This is a genomic window from Dolichospermum sp. UHCC 0260 (genome assembly GCF_009711985.1).
Taxonomy (GTDB): domain Bacteria; phylum Cyanobacteriota; class Cyanobacteriia; order Cyanobacteriales; family Nostocaceae; genus Dolichospermum; species Dolichospermum lemmermannii.
In genome coordinates, this window is sequence record NZ_VIKZ01000008.1 from 87,787 (window position 1) to 107,625 (window position 19,839).

Annotated in this window: 18 protein-coding genes; 16 read left to right on the forward strand and 2 right to left on the reverse strand. The window is 44.3% G+C overall.

Annotated features, from left to right (window positions below; genetic code table 11):
• Nucleotides 1-13: 13 nt before the first annotated feature.
• The 16 genes from FJR08_RS05355 (at nt 14) to FJR08_RS05430 (ending at nt 17,434) form a co-directional block, all read left to right on the forward strand.
• A complete protein-coding gene (locus FJR08_RS05355; protein WP_168632434.1) occupies nt 14-775 on the forward strand; it encodes a hypothetical protein in 762 nt (253 codons plus the stop codon).
• Between the two features lie 9 nt (nt 776-784).
• The gene (locus FJR08_RS05360) at nt 785-1,363 is read left to right on the forward strand and encodes a DUF6441 family protein (protein WP_168632435.1); all 579 of its coding nucleotides are present in this window, start codon (nt 785-787) and stop codon (nt 1,361-1,363) included.
• A 17-nt stretch (nt 1,364-1,380) separates the two neighbouring features.
• On the forward strand, nt 1,381-1,809 hold the full coding sequence (locus FJR08_RS05365) for a DUF6631 family protein (protein WP_168632436.1): 429 nt from the start codon (nt 1,381-1,383) through the stop codon (nt 1,807-1,809).
• A gap of 190 nt (nt 1,810-1,999) precedes the next feature.
• Nucleotides 2,000-7,102 carry a phage tail tape measure protein gene (locus tag FJR08_RS05370; RefSeq protein WP_168632437.1) on the forward strand — a complete coding sequence of 1,701 codons (5,103 nt, stop codon included), beginning with the start codon at nt 2,000-2,002 and terminating at the stop codon, nt 7,100-7,102.
• A 41-nt stretch (nt 7,103-7,143) separates the two neighbouring features.
• Complete coding sequence (locus FJR08_RS05375; RefSeq protein ID WP_168632438.1) at nt 7,144-7,749, forward strand: TIGR02217 family protein; 606 nt, start codon at nt 7,144-7,146, stop codon at nt 7,747-7,749.
• Nucleotides 7,746-8,600 (forward strand): DUF2163 domain-containing protein, encoded by an 855-nt coding sequence (locus tag FJR08_RS05380; RefSeq protein ID WP_168632439.1) that lies wholly within the window; start codon nt 7,746-7,748, stop codon nt 8,598-8,600. The genes FJR08_RS05375 and FJR08_RS05380 overlap by 4 nt, the downstream gene beginning before the upstream one ends.
• On the forward strand, nt 8,600-8,998 hold the full coding sequence (locus FJR08_RS05385; protein WP_168632440.1) for an NlpC/P60 family protein: 399 nt from the start codon (nt 8,600-8,602) through the stop codon (nt 8,996-8,998). Before FJR08_RS05380 ends, FJR08_RS05385 begins: the two co-directional genes overlap by 1 nt.
• Nucleotides 8,999-9,000: 2 nt before the next feature.
• Entirely contained in the window at nt 9,001-11,253 is a 2,253-nt protein-coding gene (locus FJR08_RS05390) for a phage tail protein (RefSeq protein ID WP_168632441.1), read from the forward strand.
• A 32-nt stretch (nt 11,254-11,285) separates the two neighbouring features.
• Complete coding sequence (locus tag FJR08_RS05395; protein ID WP_168632442.1) at nt 11,286-11,618, forward strand: DUF2793 domain-containing protein; 333 nt, start codon at nt 11,286-11,288, stop codon at nt 11,616-11,618.
• A complete protein-coding gene (locus FJR08_RS05400) occupies nt 11,615-12,025 on the forward strand; it encodes a hypothetical protein (protein WP_168632443.1) in 411 nt (136 codons plus the stop codon). Before FJR08_RS05395 ends, FJR08_RS05400 begins: the two co-directional genes overlap by 4 nt.
• The gene (locus tag FJR08_RS05405; protein WP_168632444.1) at nt 12,026-12,874 is read left to right on the forward strand and encodes a hypothetical protein; all 849 of its coding nucleotides are present in this window, start codon (nt 12,026-12,028) and stop codon (nt 12,872-12,874) included.
• Nucleotides 12,875-12,876: 2 nt separating this feature from the next.
• A complete protein-coding gene (locus FJR08_RS05410) occupies nt 12,877-13,113 on the forward strand; it encodes a hypothetical protein (RefSeq protein ID WP_168632445.1) in 237 nt (78 codons plus the stop codon).
• A gap of 2 nt (nt 13,114-13,115) precedes the next feature.
• Complete coding sequence (locus FJR08_RS05415) at nt 13,116-13,961, forward strand: hypothetical protein (RefSeq protein ID WP_168632446.1); 846 nt, start codon at nt 13,116-13,118, stop codon at nt 13,959-13,961.
• 399 nt (nt 13,962-14,360) lie between these two features.
• The gene (locus FJR08_RS05420) at nt 14,361-14,837 is read left to right on the forward strand and encodes a hypothetical protein (protein ID WP_168632447.1); all 477 of its coding nucleotides are present in this window, start codon (nt 14,361-14,363) and stop codon (nt 14,835-14,837) included.
• On the forward strand, nt 14,824-16,668 hold the full coding sequence (locus FJR08_RS05425) for a phage terminase large subunit family protein (RefSeq protein ID WP_217357482.1): 1,845 nt from the start codon (nt 14,824-14,826) through the stop codon (nt 16,666-16,668). Before FJR08_RS05420 ends, FJR08_RS05425 begins: the two co-directional genes overlap by 14 nt.
• Nucleotides 16,669-16,876: 208 nt before the next feature.
• Nucleotides 16,877-17,434, forward strand: a complete 558-nt coding sequence (locus tag FJR08_RS05430; protein ID WP_168632449.1) for a hypothetical protein — start codon at nt 16,877-16,879, stop codon at nt 17,432-17,434.
• Between the two features lie 69 nt (nt 17,435-17,503).
• Here the strand turns inward: FJR08_RS05430 and FJR08_RS05435 are convergent, their stop codons facing one another.
• Nucleotides 17,504-17,713, reverse strand: a complete 210-nt coding sequence (locus tag FJR08_RS05435) for a hypothetical protein (RefSeq protein ID WP_168632450.1) — start codon at nt 17,711-17,713, stop codon at nt 17,504-17,506.
• Between the two features lie 353 nt (nt 17,714-18,066).
• On the reverse strand, nt 18,067-19,839 hold a 1,773-nt coding region (locus FJR08_RS05440; RefSeq protein WP_168632451.1), incomplete at its 5' end, for a hypothetical protein.

The following is a 19,839-nucleotide window of genomic DNA, read 5'->3' on the forward strand; positions in this document are numbered from 1 at the left end:
GGAAGTATAGAAAATGAGTGAAAGATATTTTGTTGGTCGAGGTAAAGTTCTAATTGCCTCCATTAACTCTCTGGGTGTTACCACAGGGTACAACTGGTTAGGAAACTGCCCTTCCTTAACCCTAAGCACTGAAGAGACCAGAGTTGAGCATAAGGAATCCTACACAGGTAAGAACCTAACTGACAGCATTGTTGCCACCGGACAGAGTGCTACCGCAAGCTTCACGATTGATGAATATACCAAAGAGAACCTAGAGAAGTTTTTGTTTGGTACAACCACCTCAAGCGCGTCTGCAACTGTAACCTCTGAGGCTTTACTCGGATACCCAGGTAAGTACACAGCTCTTACCAGAATCAACCTTACTGGTTTTACAAGCTTAACAAACGTGGGGGCTACCACAACCTACGTTAATGGTACTGACTACCGAGTTGATTTAGGTGCTGGTTTAATCTACGTCATCCCAGGTGGAGCCATTACTGATGGGTTGGCATTGAAAGCTAACTACGCTGCTGGTGCTTCTGAACAAATTAGTGCTTTCACTGCCAAGCCCAAATATTACTCATTGATGTTTGCAGGTCTAAACCAAGCTGAAGACTCCGCTCCTGTAGTCGTCGAAGCTTACCGGTTCCGCCCCGCACCTATCGGCAGCATCGAACTGATCACCGACGAGTTTGGAAACCTAGAAATTGAGGGGATGCTGGCTTACGACTCCACCCGCGACACCAATACTGTTGATGGTGGTTTCTTCAGAATCAGACAGACCCAACAAGCATAGGAGTTAAGTATGGCGACCTCACTTGATGACAAGGCTAGTAAGGAGTTCTTCAAATCCCAACTTGGTGATTTATCAGCAGCAACACGCGCAGTAACTCGTGCGGCTGCCAAACAACTCAAAGAAGAAATGAAGAAACAAGTTCGCCAAAACTTCAAGAGAGGTCGCAACTCCAACGGGTCTTTCTTTAATGCTTTCAAAGTCTATGACCTTGATGAGAATGAAAGACAAGGACCAGCCTCCTACGTTCGCTCTGGTGTCAAGTTCCTAGACATCTTTGAGACGGGTGGAGAGGTTACACCTAAGAATGGCAAATACTTGATAACCCTAACGCCCGCTGGTGAAAAGATTGGTTTCAAGAGAATTACTAAAGCTAACACTTGGGATTCTGTTTTCAATAAGTACAAGAAGTTCCTGAAGATTATTCAGACCAATAGTGGCATCTTAATAGTCTATGAATTTCAAGGAAGAAGCACTATCGTCTACAACTTTGTTAAGAAGATTAGGCTCAGGAAAAAGATAGACTTCTATGCCGCTGCTGAGAGAATAGCTGAACAAGTACCAGACCAAATAAACAAATTACTTAAATAACTACTAGGAGAATCAAGATGGCTGCTAACACAAATATTGATAAAGAATTAAAGACTCTAGTTCCTAATGAAGTTGTCGTAACTTCTTCAGGAGAAGTCACAGTTAAGCCCTTCAAGTTTACTCAGTTCCCAAGAGTCATTCAGGTGTGTACAAACTATGCTGATGCCTTTATTAAGAAGCCAACAGAAGAAGCACCAGACGCTATGAAGATTGCGTTAGACCTAGCTGCTAATGACCCCGAAGGTTTGTTTGAGTTGTTAAGACTATCAACTGGTTTGACACAAGAAAACCTGGACTTATTAGAAGGTGAGGAAGGCTTTGAAGTTCTCTTTAAAGTTGTTGAGGTAAACCTATCTTTTTTCGTCCAGAAGCTAACACCAAAAGTCCTAGAAGTAGCCGCAAGTCTAACATCAGTAGCGGATGGGGTAAACAAGTTAGCAAATTAATTAGAGCTGGGCATACTTGGTCGGAGATACAGAATTACTCTCAAGACCAAATTAAACTCTTTCTCAAGTGTGCCCATGAGATTGAAAGTGAGGAACGGGCTAATGCTCTTATGGATAGGGCAATAGCTGGCTCCTCTGATAGTAAAACTATTAACAGCGCCATCAAGCAATTAACGGGCGCTTAATTCTTATGGCTACCCGTAGATTATCAGTTAAATTTGACACCGAGGGTTTTAACCAAGCTGTCTCCCAGTTACAACAAACTGGCAAAGCTTTTGATTCTGCCCTCCAAAGAGCCAAGCAAGCAAGTAGAGAAGCTGTCGCTGCCCAAAGAGCCGCTAGAAGTTCTGGTGATGTATCCGGTGAAGTGGCTGCCCAGAGAAAGCTTCAGCAGTCTACCACCGCTGCCAATAGAGCTGTAGCAGCCTCTTATCGAGAGTTAGGTATTAAGTCGTCTGAATCTTTTGATCAACTCCGTGCAAGGGCTGTCAGTGCCTTTAAAGCTATTCGTGATAGTGGCACAGCATCAGCCAGAGATATAGCCAATGCTCAAGCTGCTTTAGACAGCAAACTAAGAGACATTAGCGCGGAGCAAGCTGCTATATCAGCTAACAAAGCTGTCGCAGCATCCTATCGAGAATTAGGTGTAAGGTCATCTGAGTCCATCAACCAACTCAAGGCTAAGGCTATCGCTGCTTTTGAAGCTATTAAGAACAGTGGCACGGCATCGGCACGAGATATTGCTGTTGCACAAGATGCTTTAAACAATACACTAAAAGACCTTGATTCAGAATTAGACGGGACTGGTAAAACAGCGCGAGATGGTGGGGGTGGGTTTGATGTCCTAACTGCTGCGATAGGTGCTGCCACTCTAGCATTAGGTGGGTTCATCAGAGCAAGCTACCAAACTGGTAGAGCATCTGATACTAGTTTGAGGGCATTATCTACTCTTACAAACGATTCTAAAGGCTTGCATAAAGAACTCCAGCAGTTGTCAAAGGAGTTAGGATATCAAGTAACAGCCACAGAGTTAGCGACTACTGGCTATGACGTTCTCTCTGCAGGGTTTAACAAAACTGCGGATGTAGTTGAGATTCTCAAAAACTCCCAGAAAGCCGCTGTTGGTGGATTTGCTGAGATAGGTGTTGTGGCTGATGCTGTGACAACAATTCTCAATTCCTACGGTAAAGGTGTAGGTGAAACAGAGAAGGTTACAAGTCAGTTCATACAGACACAGAACGATGGTAAGATTGTCGTCTCGCAGTATGCCCAACAGATAGGTAGTGTAGCCTCAACCGCCGCTGCTAGTAATGTCAGTTTGGAAGAGTTGAACGCTACCGTTTCTGTAGCCACAGCTTCTGGGGTAAGGGTAGAGTCAGCTTTCACTGGGTTAAGGCAAGCAATTAGCTCAATTGTTAAACCTTCCGCTGAAGCTGAGAAAGTAGCTGAGAAATTAGGTATTAAGTTCGATGCAGCAACACTTAAACAGAAGGGGTTTGCTGCTGTCTTAGAGGACGTGAGGAAGAAGGCTGGTGGTAATGCCCAAGCTCTTGGTATCTTGTTTGGTTCTGTTGAGGCGGTAGCCGCAGTCCAACCCGCTCTTAACGACTTTGAGAAGTTCACAGAGTTTATAGAAAGACAGAAGAACGCCGCTGGTGAAGCTGATAAAGCGTTCCAGAAGATGAACGGCAGTATAGCGTCTTCTGAGAAGTCACTATCTGGTGTAGCTGATGCTATCAAGAATAAAGCTTGGGAGTCTTTTGGGGTAATTATCAGACCTATAGGGGCTGCTATCACCGGGATGGGCAACGCTTTTCTTGCTCTTCCTGGTCCGATTCAGTCTACTATCATTGTTTTAACAAGTCTGACAGTAACTCTTGCAGCCGCTTTAGTTGCTATTAATTTATTACTAAAAGGTGCATCTGCTTTAGGAATTTCTCTAGCATTTAGTATTAGAGGGCTAAGTTCATACTTAATAACTCTTGCCACTGCTATATCTGGTCTGACCACTCAGTCTATTATCGCAACCCTTACTTTGCAGGGGCTGAAGACACAGTTGGTAGGACTGCAATTTGCAGTTTCAAACTTAATATATGTACTAGGGTTTTTAATAAAAGACCTAGCCACAGCCGCCTTAACCTTCATCAAATCTGGGGGTTTGTTAACAGCACTTGGCTCCGCCTTTGCCTTTTTAATAAGTCCTATCGGTCTACTAATTATTGGTCTAGCCGCGCTAACAGCAGCCTTTGTTGTTCTCTACACTAAGAGCGAAGTATTTAGAAAAGGTGTTAACTTCCTTGGGGAGTTGTTAAAAACAGTATTCCTGGATGCTGTCAATACTGTCAAAGGAGCCTTCGATTTGCTCGGTAAGGCTGTAAACGTCGTAGGCAGGTCTATAAATTGGTTCACTACCGGGACTGGTAAGAACTTTGATTATCTGGCAGCAATTATAGGAAACTTTAGTAATTCGACTTTAGAGTATCTTGGCTCTCTAGCAGACTGGCTTGCAAACCTTGATATGTTCAAGCCATTAATTGACTCTGCTAAGAATGCGGCTGCTGGTATTAGTGGTGCTTTTGGCGGTAAGGTTGGGGACTTCTTTAGTGAGCTTAATAAGGATGGGTTTTTAGGGGCAGTTGGTATAAGACCTTTTAGTGCTGCCAGAGACTACTTGAGTGGTTTATTTGGTCGTACACAGCAAAGAATTGACAAAGAAGCCGCAGCAGAAAAAGGTAATCAAGTTAAGAAAACTCAACTCAGTCCCGCCCCAGTCAGACCAAAGCTAACTGGGGGGGCAGGAGTTGACGTTAAAGGTGGTGACGAGAAGACTGAGGGTGCTTCATCCAAGAAAGAGTATCAACAATATACCTTCCTCAAACCCACACCTGCTTCTGTTAATAGTGGGATGGGCAACCGTGTGCACCCTATCACCGGAAAGGTAACGTTTCACGCTGGGATAGACACACCGGACAAACTCGGTACTCCTGTCAAAGCGTCCTTACCAGGAAAAGTCACTGCCGCTGGTTTTAACAACGGCGGTTACGGTAATCTTGTAGACCTTGAGAGTATTGATAAAGAAGGTAGGAAAGTCACCCAGCGGTTCGCTCACTTGAGTGAAGTGTTAGTTAAGGTTGGAGATGAAATTGAACAAGGTACGGTGCTTGGTAAGGTTGGGTCAACTGGAAGATCCACTGGTCCACATCTACATCATGAGGTTCGTGTCAATGGTAAGTTAGTTGATCCTCGGTCACAGTTTGGTAAGAAGTTCAATCTTCCAGTAGGTAAGAATGTCCTCTCAGAAGATAGTGTAGAAGCCAAGCCCCTCACAGCTCAACAGAAGACGGTTGCTGGTGTTATAGAGATGGCTAAACGCCTCGGTATGAACCCGGAGGATTTACTCAGGGTTATGTTACTGGAAACAGGTGGCACACTATCTCCTAAAGCTCACGGAAATGGGGCTGTGGGGCTGATAGGCTTTACAAAAGACAATCAGAAGGAACTGGGTGCAACCTTAGACCAACTAGGCAAGATGACCGCTGAAGAGCAACTGCCTTATGTTGAGAAGTACCTAAAAATCCACTCTAGAGGACAAGTTCTAAACTCACTTGAGAAAGTATCGGCAACTGTCTACGGTGGTAATCCTGGGGTCAAACCAGACTCAAAGCCAGACGGAAGATTATCTTTACGCCAATATGTTGGTAGAGCTAAAGACCGTTATTCATCACAAGCTAATAAATTAATTGGAGAGGTAGACGCATCAACAGGGGATACTCTCGAAGTTAAAGCTGCGATCGCTGAACAAACCAGAGGCGATGCCAAAGTGGCACGGGACAAAGCTTATGAAGAGAAGAAAACCCAAGTCACTTTAGATGGTGAACGTCAGCGCAGTGAGATAGAGAACGCCTTTGCTGAGGCTAAAAACGATTTAGATAAGAGACTCGCCACTACTAAAGACGAACAAAGCAGAACGCTTTTGGAGCGTAGGATTGCTTCATTAGACTTAGATAAAACTAGTCTTTTGCAAAACTCCACATTAGCTTCTGAAAGAGCGCAGGTTGAGTTTCGTATCAATCAATTAATGGCGGTAAAGGCGACTTTAACCCAAGAGGAGTCAGATGAGCTTAACTCCTTAGAGAACCGCAGAAAAGCTATTCACAGCGAACGCCAAGACCAACTTGCGGAGGAAGCCCGTGCCTTTGAGCTAAGACAAGCCGAGAACGCTGCTGCCGACAAAGAAGCTGACAAACAGTACCTAAACCAGATTCGTAGGCTTGAGCAAGAGGTGGAGATAAACAATCTCCAAGGTCAGCAAGCTGAGTTTCGCCGACAGTTCTATGATGCTGAAAACAATCATTACGATAGAAAACTGGTGTTAGAGCAACAGATAGCCGAGGTTAGAGCCAGAGGAGATGAGAAGGCATTATCTACTCTACAAGAGCTATCTGCCCAAAATGACCGCAGGTTACAACTTGACCAGCAGAGAGTAAGGGACGCGGAACTGGCTGCTAACCGAGAGTTAAATCTCAGCATTGACCAAATTGCCCATGAGCAGGAGCTTAGTAGGTTAAAAGGCGACCAAGCTGAAAGACAGAAACAACTATGGGAGATCGAGCAAGCGCATAGGGAGCGGTCATTAGAGCTAGAAACTCTCACCCAACAAGCAAGGGAATCTGGGGATTATGCCGCAATTGAGAGACTGCGAGTAATAACAGAGCTTAATGACACCCGACTGCAAAATGAGTTAAAGCAAGTTACTGACCAAGGCAATATTGCAAAACAATATTACGAAACAGTAGGGGAAGCAGCAAGAGCGGCTACACAACAATTCTTTGAGGATATATTCACAGGCACAAAAGGGTTAGGTGATGCCCTGAATAGCTTCTTAACCTCAATTCTGAAAGCTGTTGCCCAACTGGCTGCTGCTAACGTTACTAAGGCAATCTTCAGTGGTTTTGGTGGTACAGGTTTTGCTACTGGTGGATATGTGAGTGGTCCAGGTACAGGCACAAGTGACTCCATAGCAGCCCGACTTTCAAACGGTGAGTTTGTTATGAGAGCTAAAGCTGTTAAACACTGGGGAACTAACTTCCTTGACTCACTCAATACCATGCAAACTCCAGCTCTCTCACTAGTAACTGTTGGTGTTGGTAGTTCTACAGGCGGGTCTAGCCGCTCACAAACCATCATGATGAACGTCTCAACACCAGATGCTAACAGCTTTAGAAAGTCTGGTTCCCAACTGGGTAGAGATGCTGCTGAACAGCTAAGGAGAGGTATGAACCGCAACGGATAAAAGCTATACTAGAAATATCACAAGCTATTTAAATGCTAGGTATGCCTTTTAATGAAGTACGGTTAAATTTAGGTTTTGATCAGGGTACTGTTGGTGGAGCTTCTTTCTCCACCACAGTTCTTACCACAGGAGGTGGTTATGAGCAGAGAAACTCTAATTGGGATGAGCCAAGAGGACGTTGGCAGATAGGGGATAGGCTCTACGACAGAGAAGAATTAGATTATATAATTCGCTTTCACCGTGCCCACAGAGGAAAGGCGGATGGGTTTAGGTTTAGAGATTGGGCTAACTATCAAGCTGTGAATGAGTTAATCGGTGTAGGAAATGGAGTAATCACACAATTCCAACTCAAGAAGACTTACACCATTGGCTCTTTATCAACAGTGCAAATTATTAAAAAACCAGTTGCTGGTAGCGTCTTTTTAACAGTTGCTGGTGTACCTATAACTAGTGGTTTTAGTGTTGATAACACCACTGGTTTATGCACTTTTACTGCACCACCCACAGGCATTGTTAATGCGACCTTTGACTTTGATATTCCAGTCCGGTTTGAGCAAGATACTTTTGACCACCGCTACGATGCTGGGACTCCAGATGAAATGCTCTTTTATGTGAGTACATTGGCAGTTCTGGAGATTAAGATATGAAGTCATTAGCAACAGCACTCTCTAGTCACCTACAACGAGAGAACACCAAGCTAACAACTTGCTGGCGGGTGACTCGCACTGATGGTCTAGTCCAAGGTTTTACCAGTGGGGATAAGCAGTTAGTAATTGGTGGCGTGATTTATAAAGCATCTACAGGTTTTAGTGCCTCAGCTTTTGCTCAAGATAACTCTCTGGCTGTTAGAAACTTAGAGCTTAACTCTGCTTTATCCGATGATTCTATTAGTGAGACAGACCTAGTAGGTGGACGCTATGACTATGCCAGAGTTGACATCTTCTTAGTCAACTGGGAGAATCCACCTACCACGCTCTTGGTAGACCCTCCAAATCACATCTTAATGATTAGTGGGTTCTTAGGTGAAGTAAGTCTCACAGATGTTCGTTATTCAGCAGAGATTAGAAGTTTTGCCCAACTCTTACAGCAGAAGATAGGAACTTTAACAACTCAAGGATGCCGCGCTGTCTTTGGTGATTCAAAGTGTACAAAAGACCTGACAGCTTTAACCGATAACTTGACTATCAATTCTGTCACTAATAACCGTCAATTCACTGTTAGCTCTGGGAGAGGTAATGGCTTCTTTGAGTTAGGGGAAGTGACTTTCACAAGTGGGGAAAACAATGGCTTCAAGTCAACGGTTCTTTCTTTTATAGGAAACCAATTCCAACTGTTTGAACCAATGCCTTATGACATCCAAGTTGGTACGACTATTAGGGCTGTGGCAGGGTGCGCTAAGACCGTTGGAGCTTGTAAAAGTTACAGCAACATTCTTAACTACCAAGGCGAACCCCATATTCCTGGTGAAGATAGATTTTTAGGGGGCTTTGAAGGCTAATGACTAAACAACAAATTGTTACTACAGCAAGGGAGTGGTTGGAAACACCCTACCATCATCAAGCAAGAGCTAAAGGGGTGGGTGTTGACTGCATTGGGTTGGTACTAGGTGTGCTGAGAGAGTTAGGAGTTTACACCTTTGACTTCACGGACTATGACAGAACTCCAGATAGTACGGTGCTCCTCAGTCTTCTAGAAGCTCATTGTACCCCTACAGACAGTCCAGAGCCGGGAGACATACATCTATTCAGGATCAAGAGAAACCCACAGCACGTTGGTATTGTCTCTGACATAGGGCTAATCCACGCTTACCAAGGGGTTGGTAAGGTTGTAGAACACACGCTAGATGAGTTCTGGCAGCACAGAATTATTAAATCTTTTATTTTACCTGGTATATAAAAATGGCAACTATCGCGCTTAACCTGGCTATAGGGTTTACCGCTAATTATCTATTAGGTCTACTTACTCCAACACAAAAACAAGAAGGTGCAAGATTAAGTGACTTATCAGCACCGAAGTCTAGTTACGGCTCTGCTGTACCAAAGGTGTACGGAGCATCTAGATTGGCAGGAAACCTTATGTGGTCTACTCCCATTAAGGAAAGAGTGTCTACTACCCGCTCTGGTGGAAAGGGTGGTGGTGGTGGTGTAGAAACCACTAACTATACCTATAGCTGTAACTTTGCCTTCCTTCTGTGTTCTGGAGAGATAATAGGTGTAAGAAAAATATGGCTTAACTCTAAGCTAGTTTACAACGTTAGCCCTGAAGCAGACGCTGATACTATAACCGCATCTCTCAAGTTCGCTGAGAAGGTACGTTTCTATAATGGTAGTTCTACACAAGGTCAAGACTCGTTGATGGCTTCTGTCCAAGGGGTAAATGACACTCCAGCGTACAGGGGGAGGGCTTATATCTTGTTTGATGACTACCCTCTTGAGGAGTTTGGAAACCGTCTTCCTGCTGTGTCCTGTGAGGTTGTTACTTATGGCTACTGGAGTCTTGGTAGGTTATACAGCATAGATGTTTCCTTGGGAGTGGTTATTAGGGACTTGTGTCTTCAAGTAGGTTTTAACACCACAGAAGTTAACACTACAGAAATAGACTCAATGTTGATTAAAGGGTTCGTGGTTAGTCAATCTCTCAATGCTAGAGATGCGATCGCGCAACTGCAAAAGGCTTACTTCTTTGATGCCCTGGAGTCTGGTGGTAAGTTAAAGTTTATCAACCAAGTCCGGGGTGGCTCACCATTAACTATTCCCAGAACCGACTTAGCTACTGCGGAAGAAGGACAGGAGCGACCTGACCTATTCAAAGAAACAAGACAACAAGATATAGAGTTACCAGATGAGGTCACAATCACCTATGTTGATTACGACTTCAGCTACCAACAGAACACACAGACTGCTCAACGGCAAAACTCGCCTAACAAGAATAAATTAGAGATTCGGCTTGACCTAGTGCTAACAGCCTCACAGGCATTAGCGGTCGCCAGGAAGACCATATTCCTAGAGTGGTCAAAGCGGCGTAGGTTCGAGTTTTCTTTACCTCTGAGGTATAGCACTGTCGAGCCAGGAGACGTAGTGCAGGTTAATTTACACTCTTCAACTCAACAGAACGTCTACCTCAGCAAGGTTGATGTGGGTGCTAACTTTCTATTGCAATGTGAAGGTATTCCTTATGACCCAACTTTACTAACACTCACAGCAGTAGCGACTGCACCAGCGGTCAGCTTATCACTTGGCAACCCTAGTGATACTGAACTACGGATACTAGACCTTCCTTTAGTCAAAGACACAGATGCTCCACAAGGGGTCTATATAGCGGCTACAGGTAACAGTGCCTGGAGAAATGCTCAGTTGTTCATCAGTCGGAACTTAGGTAGCTCTTATGACTCTGTAGCCTCTATAATAACGAGAACAGTTCTTGGTACTTGTGTCACCACTCTAGCAACCGCATCTGAGTTCTATGTTGACTACAAGAACACGCTGAGGGTGACAGTTGATGGTGAATTGGAATCTGTGCCAGAGCTAGATTTTTTCAATGGGCGTAACGTTGCCTTAGTTGGAGGCGAAGTTATCTACTTCAGGTTTGCTACTTTGGTTTCTGGCAATACTTATGACCTATCAACACTTTTGAGAGGCAGGCGGGGCACAGAACAATCCATAAGCACACATACCTCTGGGGAAGACTTCTACCTTCTTAGTGGTTACTTAACAAGAGTTGCTGGCGAATCTTTAGACCTTTATACTCAACGTCTCTATAAAGCTCCTATTAATGGGCAAGCTTTAGCAGATATTACTCCTACAGCGTTCACTAGCACAGGGAGATCACTTAAACCTTATGCCCCTTGCCAAGTTAAAGGAAGCAGAGATACCAGCGGTAATTTAACAATCTCTTGGGTGAGAAGAAATAGGTTATTTGGGGAGCTATTAGATTATCAAGACGTTCCTTTGAGTGAGGCAAGTGAGTCTTACAGAATAAACATTCAATCTGGGGGTCTAACTAAAACCTTCATAGTTAGCTCCCCTAGCCTTTACTTCTCCGCTACTGAACAAACCTCTTTCTTTGGGTCACTACCAGGAAGTGTAGACATAGATGTTTCACAATTCTCTTCTGTTGTGGGATTTGGGTTCTCTACAGTTTTAAGTATATAATTATAGTAGTAATCACTATAATTATTTTTACAATGCCAACCCCTAGAGGAAAACTACCACAACTATCTGAAAGTCAAGCCAGTAAGACTGTCACCCTCAACGAAGCTTTTGCAATTCTTGAGGCTCTGACAGTTGGTGGAGTCTTATCAAGAACTTTAACTACTCCACCTGTTTCTCCTGCTGATGGTGATGCTTACATAGTCCCATCCAGCGCAACTGGTGTTTGGGCTGGGAAAGCCACGAACGTAGCCCACTACAGCAATGGAGTTTGGCAGTTCTATGCGCCAAACATTGGCTGGCATCTATTCTCGATTCCCGATGCAAAGTTTTACCACTTCGATGGGAGCGCGTGGGTATTAGTATGATTATTCACAATTTCACTAATACAGATATTCCTGGCTCTGTCAAACACTATGGCGAGATATCTCATGTAGAGCCAACAGGGGAAGGCTACACCATTGAGCAGCAATTGCCGATGGGTAAGGTCGCACTGTGTTCTCTGAGTGGTTCTGTGGCGGTTGTAGGTGACAGACAGGTCATTAATAAGTTTATGCAGTCTGGGATTATCTATGCCCTCGTTCTACCTGAAGAACTCCCTCACCTCATAAAAGAGAGTGAACAACTACATGAGTGGTTAGCCACTAAGGAGGCATCAATAGCAGCGTTAACAGAAGCTGCATCTGAAGTATCAGCCCCAGTCATAGAGCCAGAGTATTTACCTCCCAACACTTTTGGAAATAGTTCAATCAGCATTTTAGGGAGGTTTGCGTAAATGGTAACTTTAAAACCACAGTTTGATACCCACACCTTAGACCTGGAACTTAAGAAGGGTGAGAGCGCACAATTTTCTGTAACAATTACAAACCCTGATCTGGATCTTCGTGGCTGTTTGGTTTTCGCAGAAATTCGCAGGCTTTCACCAGGCTACAATTTAATCCCCCAGTTCACAGGCATCGTCACATCTGGTAGCAACACTATCCAAATCAAGCAATATCCTTTTACGAATGATAAAGCAAGAGTTTTATCATCCCTGCCAGTACGAAGCGGGGATTTAATCACTTTAGAAGGATCAGGAATTACAGGATCAAAAGTTGTTTCAGTCACCGATTCCCAAATAATTGCCACAGCCCTAGCTACCAGGACAATTAACGAAGGAAGGCTATTAGTGCGATCGCTTTCGGTAGCTTCTTTCACCGCAATTCCTATTAGTGCAATTACAATAATTACAGCAGCTAATACTTCAGTAGGGGCAACATCTATTGCTTTAAATTCTCTAGGACTGGATGTACCAGCAAGCACAACTTTGAATTTTGCAACTCGCACAGTTGACGGGTGGCAATATTTAGGAAGTGCGAAACTAACAGCAAGTGCAACAAATAGCACTACGCCTACGAATCTTACAGTTTCACCTTTATCTGTAGCTATTCCTGCAAATGCGATCGCTTGGTTTGGTTCAGCAGCTTTTAATAGTTTTTACCTAGCAATAGACCCCGCCGATACTCAATTTCTGGAATCCGGAAATTATGGGTACGACGTGATTTGTAGGCAAGCAAACGGATACACAATCAGATTAATTCAGGGTAATGTGGAGCTAACAGATCATTGGAGTGACGGAGTTTAATTATGCCTGAATATGGAATAATTGTTGGCACAGGGTTGTTAGGAATTTTTACAGGCAATAGTGTTAACCCTGGGGGATTCATAGGACTAAGTAATCCACCTATGATAGATAGTAGAATTGTAGAAATTCAGATTCAAATAACCTCGCCAGAAGTTGTTATTTCAGGGCAACAAATGTCCCCAGAAATTATTATTTCGGGACAGCAAGTTTCTCCAAACGTTATTATTTCAGGAATATAAATATGCCAAACGCAATTATCTCAACTGCTAGTTTTCAGGGCGACGGAAGCCAAGAAAACATATTAAATGCCATAAGTTCTGCAATGATTACAGCAGGATTTACCTTGTTAAAAAGCTACACGGTCGGGACAACTGGAAACTTCCGTGTTTGGAATTTTAACACTGGCGGAACTCAAACTTATGCAAACTTAATAATTGAATTTGGCTTTACAAATGCTTCATCAGGCGTTAGTTTCAAAGGCTATTCAACCTTTAACGCTGAAACCAATACAGGGAGCAATCCTTCAATAACTACTAACGTTTCTAATGCTTTTGGGCTGTCCGATTCGTATATTTTCCAGATTTGCAACCATCCTGAAGTTCGAGGAGTATTTATTTCAGGAAACGGGGGTATACGGATGTTTCTGGGATATTTCAGACCAGATCCAACAATATCTAGCAATAATTGGTGGGATCAGAACAATGCTCCTTATGCTTATATTCCAAGAGACAATGCTATAGACTTTCCTCAGAGAATTGCATTTAGTGTGTTGGCAACGTTACAGCCGATTAGTTCTTTAGCCGGGGGTAATACTGCCTCCGTGAATCTGGCGATAACGGAGATAGTCAGTCAATCGGGTGGCTCAAACACGCCGGGAAACCTTCGCGCTCTATATCCCGCCACTATGTCAGCGCATATGCCAGGTACGGGCGTGATACAGTTTGCCCATATGTTTTCATCTGATGTGGTTCAGGGTGGAGTTGTTGGGATGTCAATCGGAGATTATTGCTCTGTAGGGGCAAGCCAATATGCTGTTTGGAATGGTAATACAATCAATAACGCCAAACTCCTGATCAAAACCGCTTAACTCCCGTATTTAGATAGTCAATATCAGTCCCAAGGCTTTAAGCTATTCCCAAAACCCTTGCCAGCAATAGATTGTGAGTTACCGCAATATGGACTTATTTAAAGTATTAGCAAAGTCTACTATAGCTGGCATGGTTGGTGGTTTAACTCAAGTAGAGATAGAAGAGCTAGACACAATCCTTTCAAACAATAACTTCCCTTCTTTAGCTGAGATAATGAGTTAGTGCAAAGCTATCTTATCTACAGCCCGAATAACTCTCTAGGGGTGGCAAACTAGCTGCCCCTTCTAAGTTTGTCGTATTGTGAACACCGACGCGGCTAACACTACAGACTCCAGAGACCTAATATCACTTAGTCTATTCGTGGCGGGTATAATAGAAGTAAGTATCAATAAAATATTATGCAAACAGATTATATAGTGCCTGCGGAGGTTTTATCTGCGGCTATAGGAATAGATAAGTCCCGAATTTACCAACTGCAGCGAGATGGTATTTTACCAGAGCCTAGGAGAAAAGGTGAGTGGGATCTAGTAGGGTGTGTCCAGGCTTACCTTGCTTACAAACTACAATTCAACCAACAAACAAAAGATTCTTCACAAGCTGACTTGACCGCTGAGAAGACCCGTTTAACAAAAGCTCAAGCCGACGTTCAAGAGTTGCTAATAGCTGAGAAGAATGGAATTTTAATTAACTCTGAAGAAGCAAAGCAAGGCTGGTCAAAGCTGGTGATGTCCTGCCGTTCAAAGTTGTTAGGGTTGCCAACTCGACTAGCTTTTGAAGTGGCAGCAGAGTCTAATCCGACAGTTGTTCAAGAATTGCTGACAGAGGCTGTCTATGAGGCACTGAGCGAGTTAGGAGGCGATGATGACAGTATCTAGCACGCTATACGAAGTTAGACGATTGTTCGCTCCACCACCCCGCCTGAAGGTAAGTGAGTGGGCAGACCGTTATCGGTTTCTATCACCAGAGAGTAGTGCAGAGCCTGGTAGGTGGAGAACTTCGAGAGCTGAGTATTTGCGAGGAATTTTAGACGCATTCAACGAGCCAGCCTCAGAGACTGTAGTTGTGATGTGTAGTTCGCAGGTAGGTAAGACTGAAACTCTTGCTAATGTAGTTGGGTATTTTTCTAGTCAAGACCCTTCGCCGGTGTTATTCCTGCAACCTACATTAGAAATGTCTGAGGCTTACAGTAAGGACAGATTAGCCCCAATGATCAGGGATAGCCCAGCTTTATTTGAGATTATGGGCGACCGTCCTCGTGGGGAGAACACGCTTCTTCATAAACAATTTCCGGGTGGTCATGTAAGCCTAGCAGGTGCTAACAGTCCTGCTTCTTTGGCTAGTAGACCTGTTAGGATTCTCCTTGCTGATGAGGTAGACAGATTCCCCCCCAGTGCTGGTGGAGAGGGAGACCCAGTTAACTTAGCTAAGAAGCGCACCATGACATTCTGGAACCGGAAGATAGGTCTTGTTTCTACACCAACAAATAGAGGTAGCAGCCGGATTGAGAAGGCTTTCTTAGAGTCTGACCAACGCCGTTACTTTGTACCCTGCCCGCACTGTGGTGAGCATCAAGTCTTAGTATGGTCACAGGTTAAATGGCGACCTGAAGAGCCATCACGAGCTTGGTACGAGTGCGCTAAGTGCAATAGACCTATTGAGAACTCTTCTAAGCAAAAGATGCTCAGAGGAGGTGATTGGCGAGCCACTGCACCTTTTACTAACTGTGCTGGCTTTCACTTGAACGAGCTGTACTCACCTTGGCGAAGTTTTGGTGATGTTGCCACCGACTTCTTAAAAGCTAAGGATGACCCACAGAGATTAAAAGTGTGGGTCAACACCAGCCTAGGCGAGACATGGGAAGAGCAGCAGGGTCAGACATTAGACTTTGAGGAGTTAGCAGCCCGCGCTGAAGATTACCCACAATGTTTCATACCTAAAGGTGGTTTGCTACTCACAGCAGGCGTTGACGTTCAGGCAGATCGGTTAGCCATAGTTATCAAGGCATGGGGTCGTGGTGAGCAGAGCTGGCTTATCCATTGGTCAGAAATCTTTGGTGACACGAGCCAACCGTCTGTCTGGGAACAGTTGGATGATTTACTTTCTCTACCCTTTGAACATCATGATGGCATAGAGCTATCAGTCAGTGTCGCTGCTATTGACTCAGGCTTCCGTCCGCAGTCTGTCTACCAATTCTGTAGAGGAAGACACAGCTTCAAGTGTATACCAACCAAGGGGAGTGGGACACCAAATAAACCAATACTCAGCCGTCCTAGTCTTCAAGATGTCAACGTGCGAGGCAAGGTAGTTAAGAATGGCATCAAGCTCTTCACAGTTGGCACAGATGTCTGTAAGTCATTAGTTTACTCAAGATTACAGTTAATGGCTGGTCAGCAAGGCTTTATGCACTTTCCTCAAGGATTACCTGAAGATTACTTTGCTCAACTAACTGCTGAGAAATGTGTGACTAAGTTCATACAAGGACAGCCAACTCACCAGTGGATAAAGGTCAGAACCAGAAACGAGGCTTTGGACTGTGAGGTGCTGGCTTATGTAGCTGCTGTTGCTAATGGTCTATCCACTATGAACTGGGACAGACTGCGGAGCAAACTATTTCCATCAACAGCAGCAGAGGAAACCAAACCTAAAGCCACTAAACCCAAAGGTAGTATTAAGGAGACAGGAAGGGGCTTTGCAACCAACTGGTGATGAGAAAGTAAGACAGAGAAGGAGTTTAGGGGCAGAAGGTCTACCAACATACCCCACCCCCTTCCAGGTTCTTTAGGAAATGCGCTTTAATACGGGTCGCGTAGCCGCAAGCTACCCCTGAGTCAAACTTTCCACAAACCTATACCTACTACCATACGCTTAAACGAATTGATTAAATATCTTTGTACTAGTAAGGAAAACACACATTATGGCTTTCAATATTCCCGCACAATTTGTGCCAGGTGACAGCTCTACTTGGTTCGATCAACCTTTCGATGGGATAGACCCAACTACCGGCTTGAGGGTGACTTTTAGCCCTGCGGACTACGAGCTAAAGTATGCAATCAGAGGTGATGTCGCCATTGACTTAGTGGCTTCTGAGCAGGACGGTCTTTGGAAGACTAGTCTAAGCGGGGCTGTATCCCTCGGAACGCTACCGGGGACTTACTTCTGGCAGGCTTACGTTACTAACCAAACTGGCGATCGCTCTACAGTCGGTCAGGGTCAGTTATTAGTGGTAGCAGGACTAGCTGGTGTTCTCCTTGACTTTGATGGGCGCTCGGAGTCCCGGAAGATGCTTGACGCAGTGACTCAAGCTATTCAGGCTCGTCTAAATGGCGGAGCGGTCTTGAAGTATCAGATTAAAGATCGAGACCTGGAGCGTGACCCCCTCGATAGTCTTTATGTACTACGAGATAAATTGAAGTGGGAAGTTTATCGAGAGGAGCGTAAAGGTAGCTCGATGAACTATTTGCGGTTCAGATAGTTTCACTGCCAGACAGCAGAAAGGACTCTTGTAGATGGTTACAAGAGTCCTTTCTGGTTGTTTGGGTGTTTAACCTACTAATGTTTTCTGATTCTCTTTTGGAGGCTCTGGGGGAGTCAGCAGGTCATATAGAACGTATCCTATTGTCAGGTTAGCCGCTAGAGACAACGCGCTCAACACGCCTAGTATTGAGCCAGCAATTACGTTCTTCTTGGCTATGCGCTTGTTAACTAGATATTCTTCTTGTGTAACAGGAAAAGGATTCGTTTCGTTATACATAAACTTGTTTATATTCTTTACTATCTCTAATATAACAGTTTGTACGGTCAGCAAGAAGCAGCCTAGAGATTAACCCACCGCAATTCCACAGTTGGCTACAACTTCCTCTATAAAACTTTGTTGGGGAATTGCTTGAGCAGTCTGACTTTGGAGAGATTCTTAATATGTTCAGAGAAAACTGACTTCATTCTATTTAACTCTTCTTCTGAAAAAAGAGGGAAGTTTAGGTTTAGTTCGGTATTCATAAAAGTGTCATATAACTTACTAGTACAACTATACCCGTTTTCGTAGATAGCAGGTAGCAGTCTAGGGATTAATCTAGACTGCTGGTTGGCTATGCGACGAACGGTTCGTTAGAACGGACTTACGAGTGGTTTAATCTCTAAAGCTCCTCTGATGCCACAAGCTGCTACTGCTTTAGCAACCGCTTCTGCTGGCACTTCACCTTGGCTGAGGAAGCCGTCATGGAAGTCTAGGACAGGCTCGAAGCCATACTCTTCAGACTGTTTGAGAATATTGCTTATCAGGCAGGATTCAGCACCTTGCAGCAAGTGAGCCTGGACTTTAGAGATTAAACCTGCTTTAGGAATACCTGCCAGTTGTAGGCTCATGCCGGCAGAGTTCTTAATGAATGAACCTTCCTTACCTTTAAAAAGCTGTGGAAGAATTGTGTCGTCCTGGGTTTTAATAGCTGTCTTGATTAACTCACCAACTTCCCGGACTGCTGCAAGGAAAGGGGAACAGACATCTGTGAACTTTCTGAAAGCTTGGAACGCTAACTGAGGGTCATTGTTGAACTCTTCAAGGAAGCTGGCGAACAAGGTGTCTACCTCAAACTTCTTATATTTTTTCTTATCTTTATTCTTATTTCTTGCTTGTGCAGCCAAAGCGCGTGAGATACTCAGGAAACCTTTCTCAGCCCTTTCAATAGCTGGTACTCTTGCTCCCATTAAAACAGCTAGGAATATTTTCTTCCAGGTGTCAACCTCAACTCCTATTTGCTCGGCGATCGCTACTTTACCAGTCTTACCAGAGATGTAATCTTCTAACCAGCCTTGGTCGCTAATGTTGTACTGTTCAAGCATTTGGAGGTAGACGGCAGGCTGTGCGCTCTTCAGGTCATAGTTGATGTAATCCTGTTCACAGAAGGCAGCGGCTGTCAGACCACGACTTGCACTTTGGAAACCACCACCTAAATGTGTGATGCGACCGCTTACTTGAGCCTTGAAGGCTGGAACATAAGAACATCTACCACCGGGTAAGTCAATCGCAGCGTGGTCATAGATAACTGAGCGGAGACAGTTAGCGTCGTTCCTATAGCTCAAGTAGAGGGAGTCGTAAAGCTTTGTCTTGCCATTCTTGCTTAGTTCGACCTTAGCCGCGAATCTCTTTTGTCTAACGAAGCGGGCAGCGGCTTTTCTATCGAAAACTACAACATTTTTATAGGTCAAGATACGAGATGCAACCAGCTCAGGAAGCTTATTTCCACCTTCATCATAGATAGAGCTGGTGAGAGCAGCCCTTGTGGGCTTTCCTGTCTCTAACACGACTCTAGATAGCTCTCCGGACTCTAAGGAGCCGAGGATGGCATCTTCTATCATTTCAGTCCCAGAAGGGGGTATTCTGTACTTCTTGCATACAACCCCGACCTCGTAGGAGTGGTTGACCTCGATAATTCCTCTGGACTCTAGCTCTGTAATGCTTTCAGTTGTAATTCCAAACTCTTGTCTGATCAACTGGCTTGGTAGCTCTACCCAACCTTCTTCTTTCTTCAGCACACAAGAGCAGTTGTATAAATGCTTAAAGAATCTCTTTGTCCCATCATCCAGCCCTCCCAGTATTTGCTCAAAGGATGCCCAGATAGTTGGGGTAACAATTGTCTTCTTCTTGAATATGTAACCAGCCCCTCTATAAGTTTTACCTTTGCTTGGGCTGCGGAGTGTCTTTTCGCTTGTAGCTCTCTTTCTCTTAGCTTTAGAAGGTAGCTTTGCAGTGACTTTGTTCTCTGTTACTTCTGTGGCAACTTCGACAGTCTCTACCACAGCTTCTTCGACCTCAGCTTCCTTGAGTTCAGCACAAGCTGGGGTTTCTGCAACTTCCTCTACTTGAACCACCGAATGCTCGAA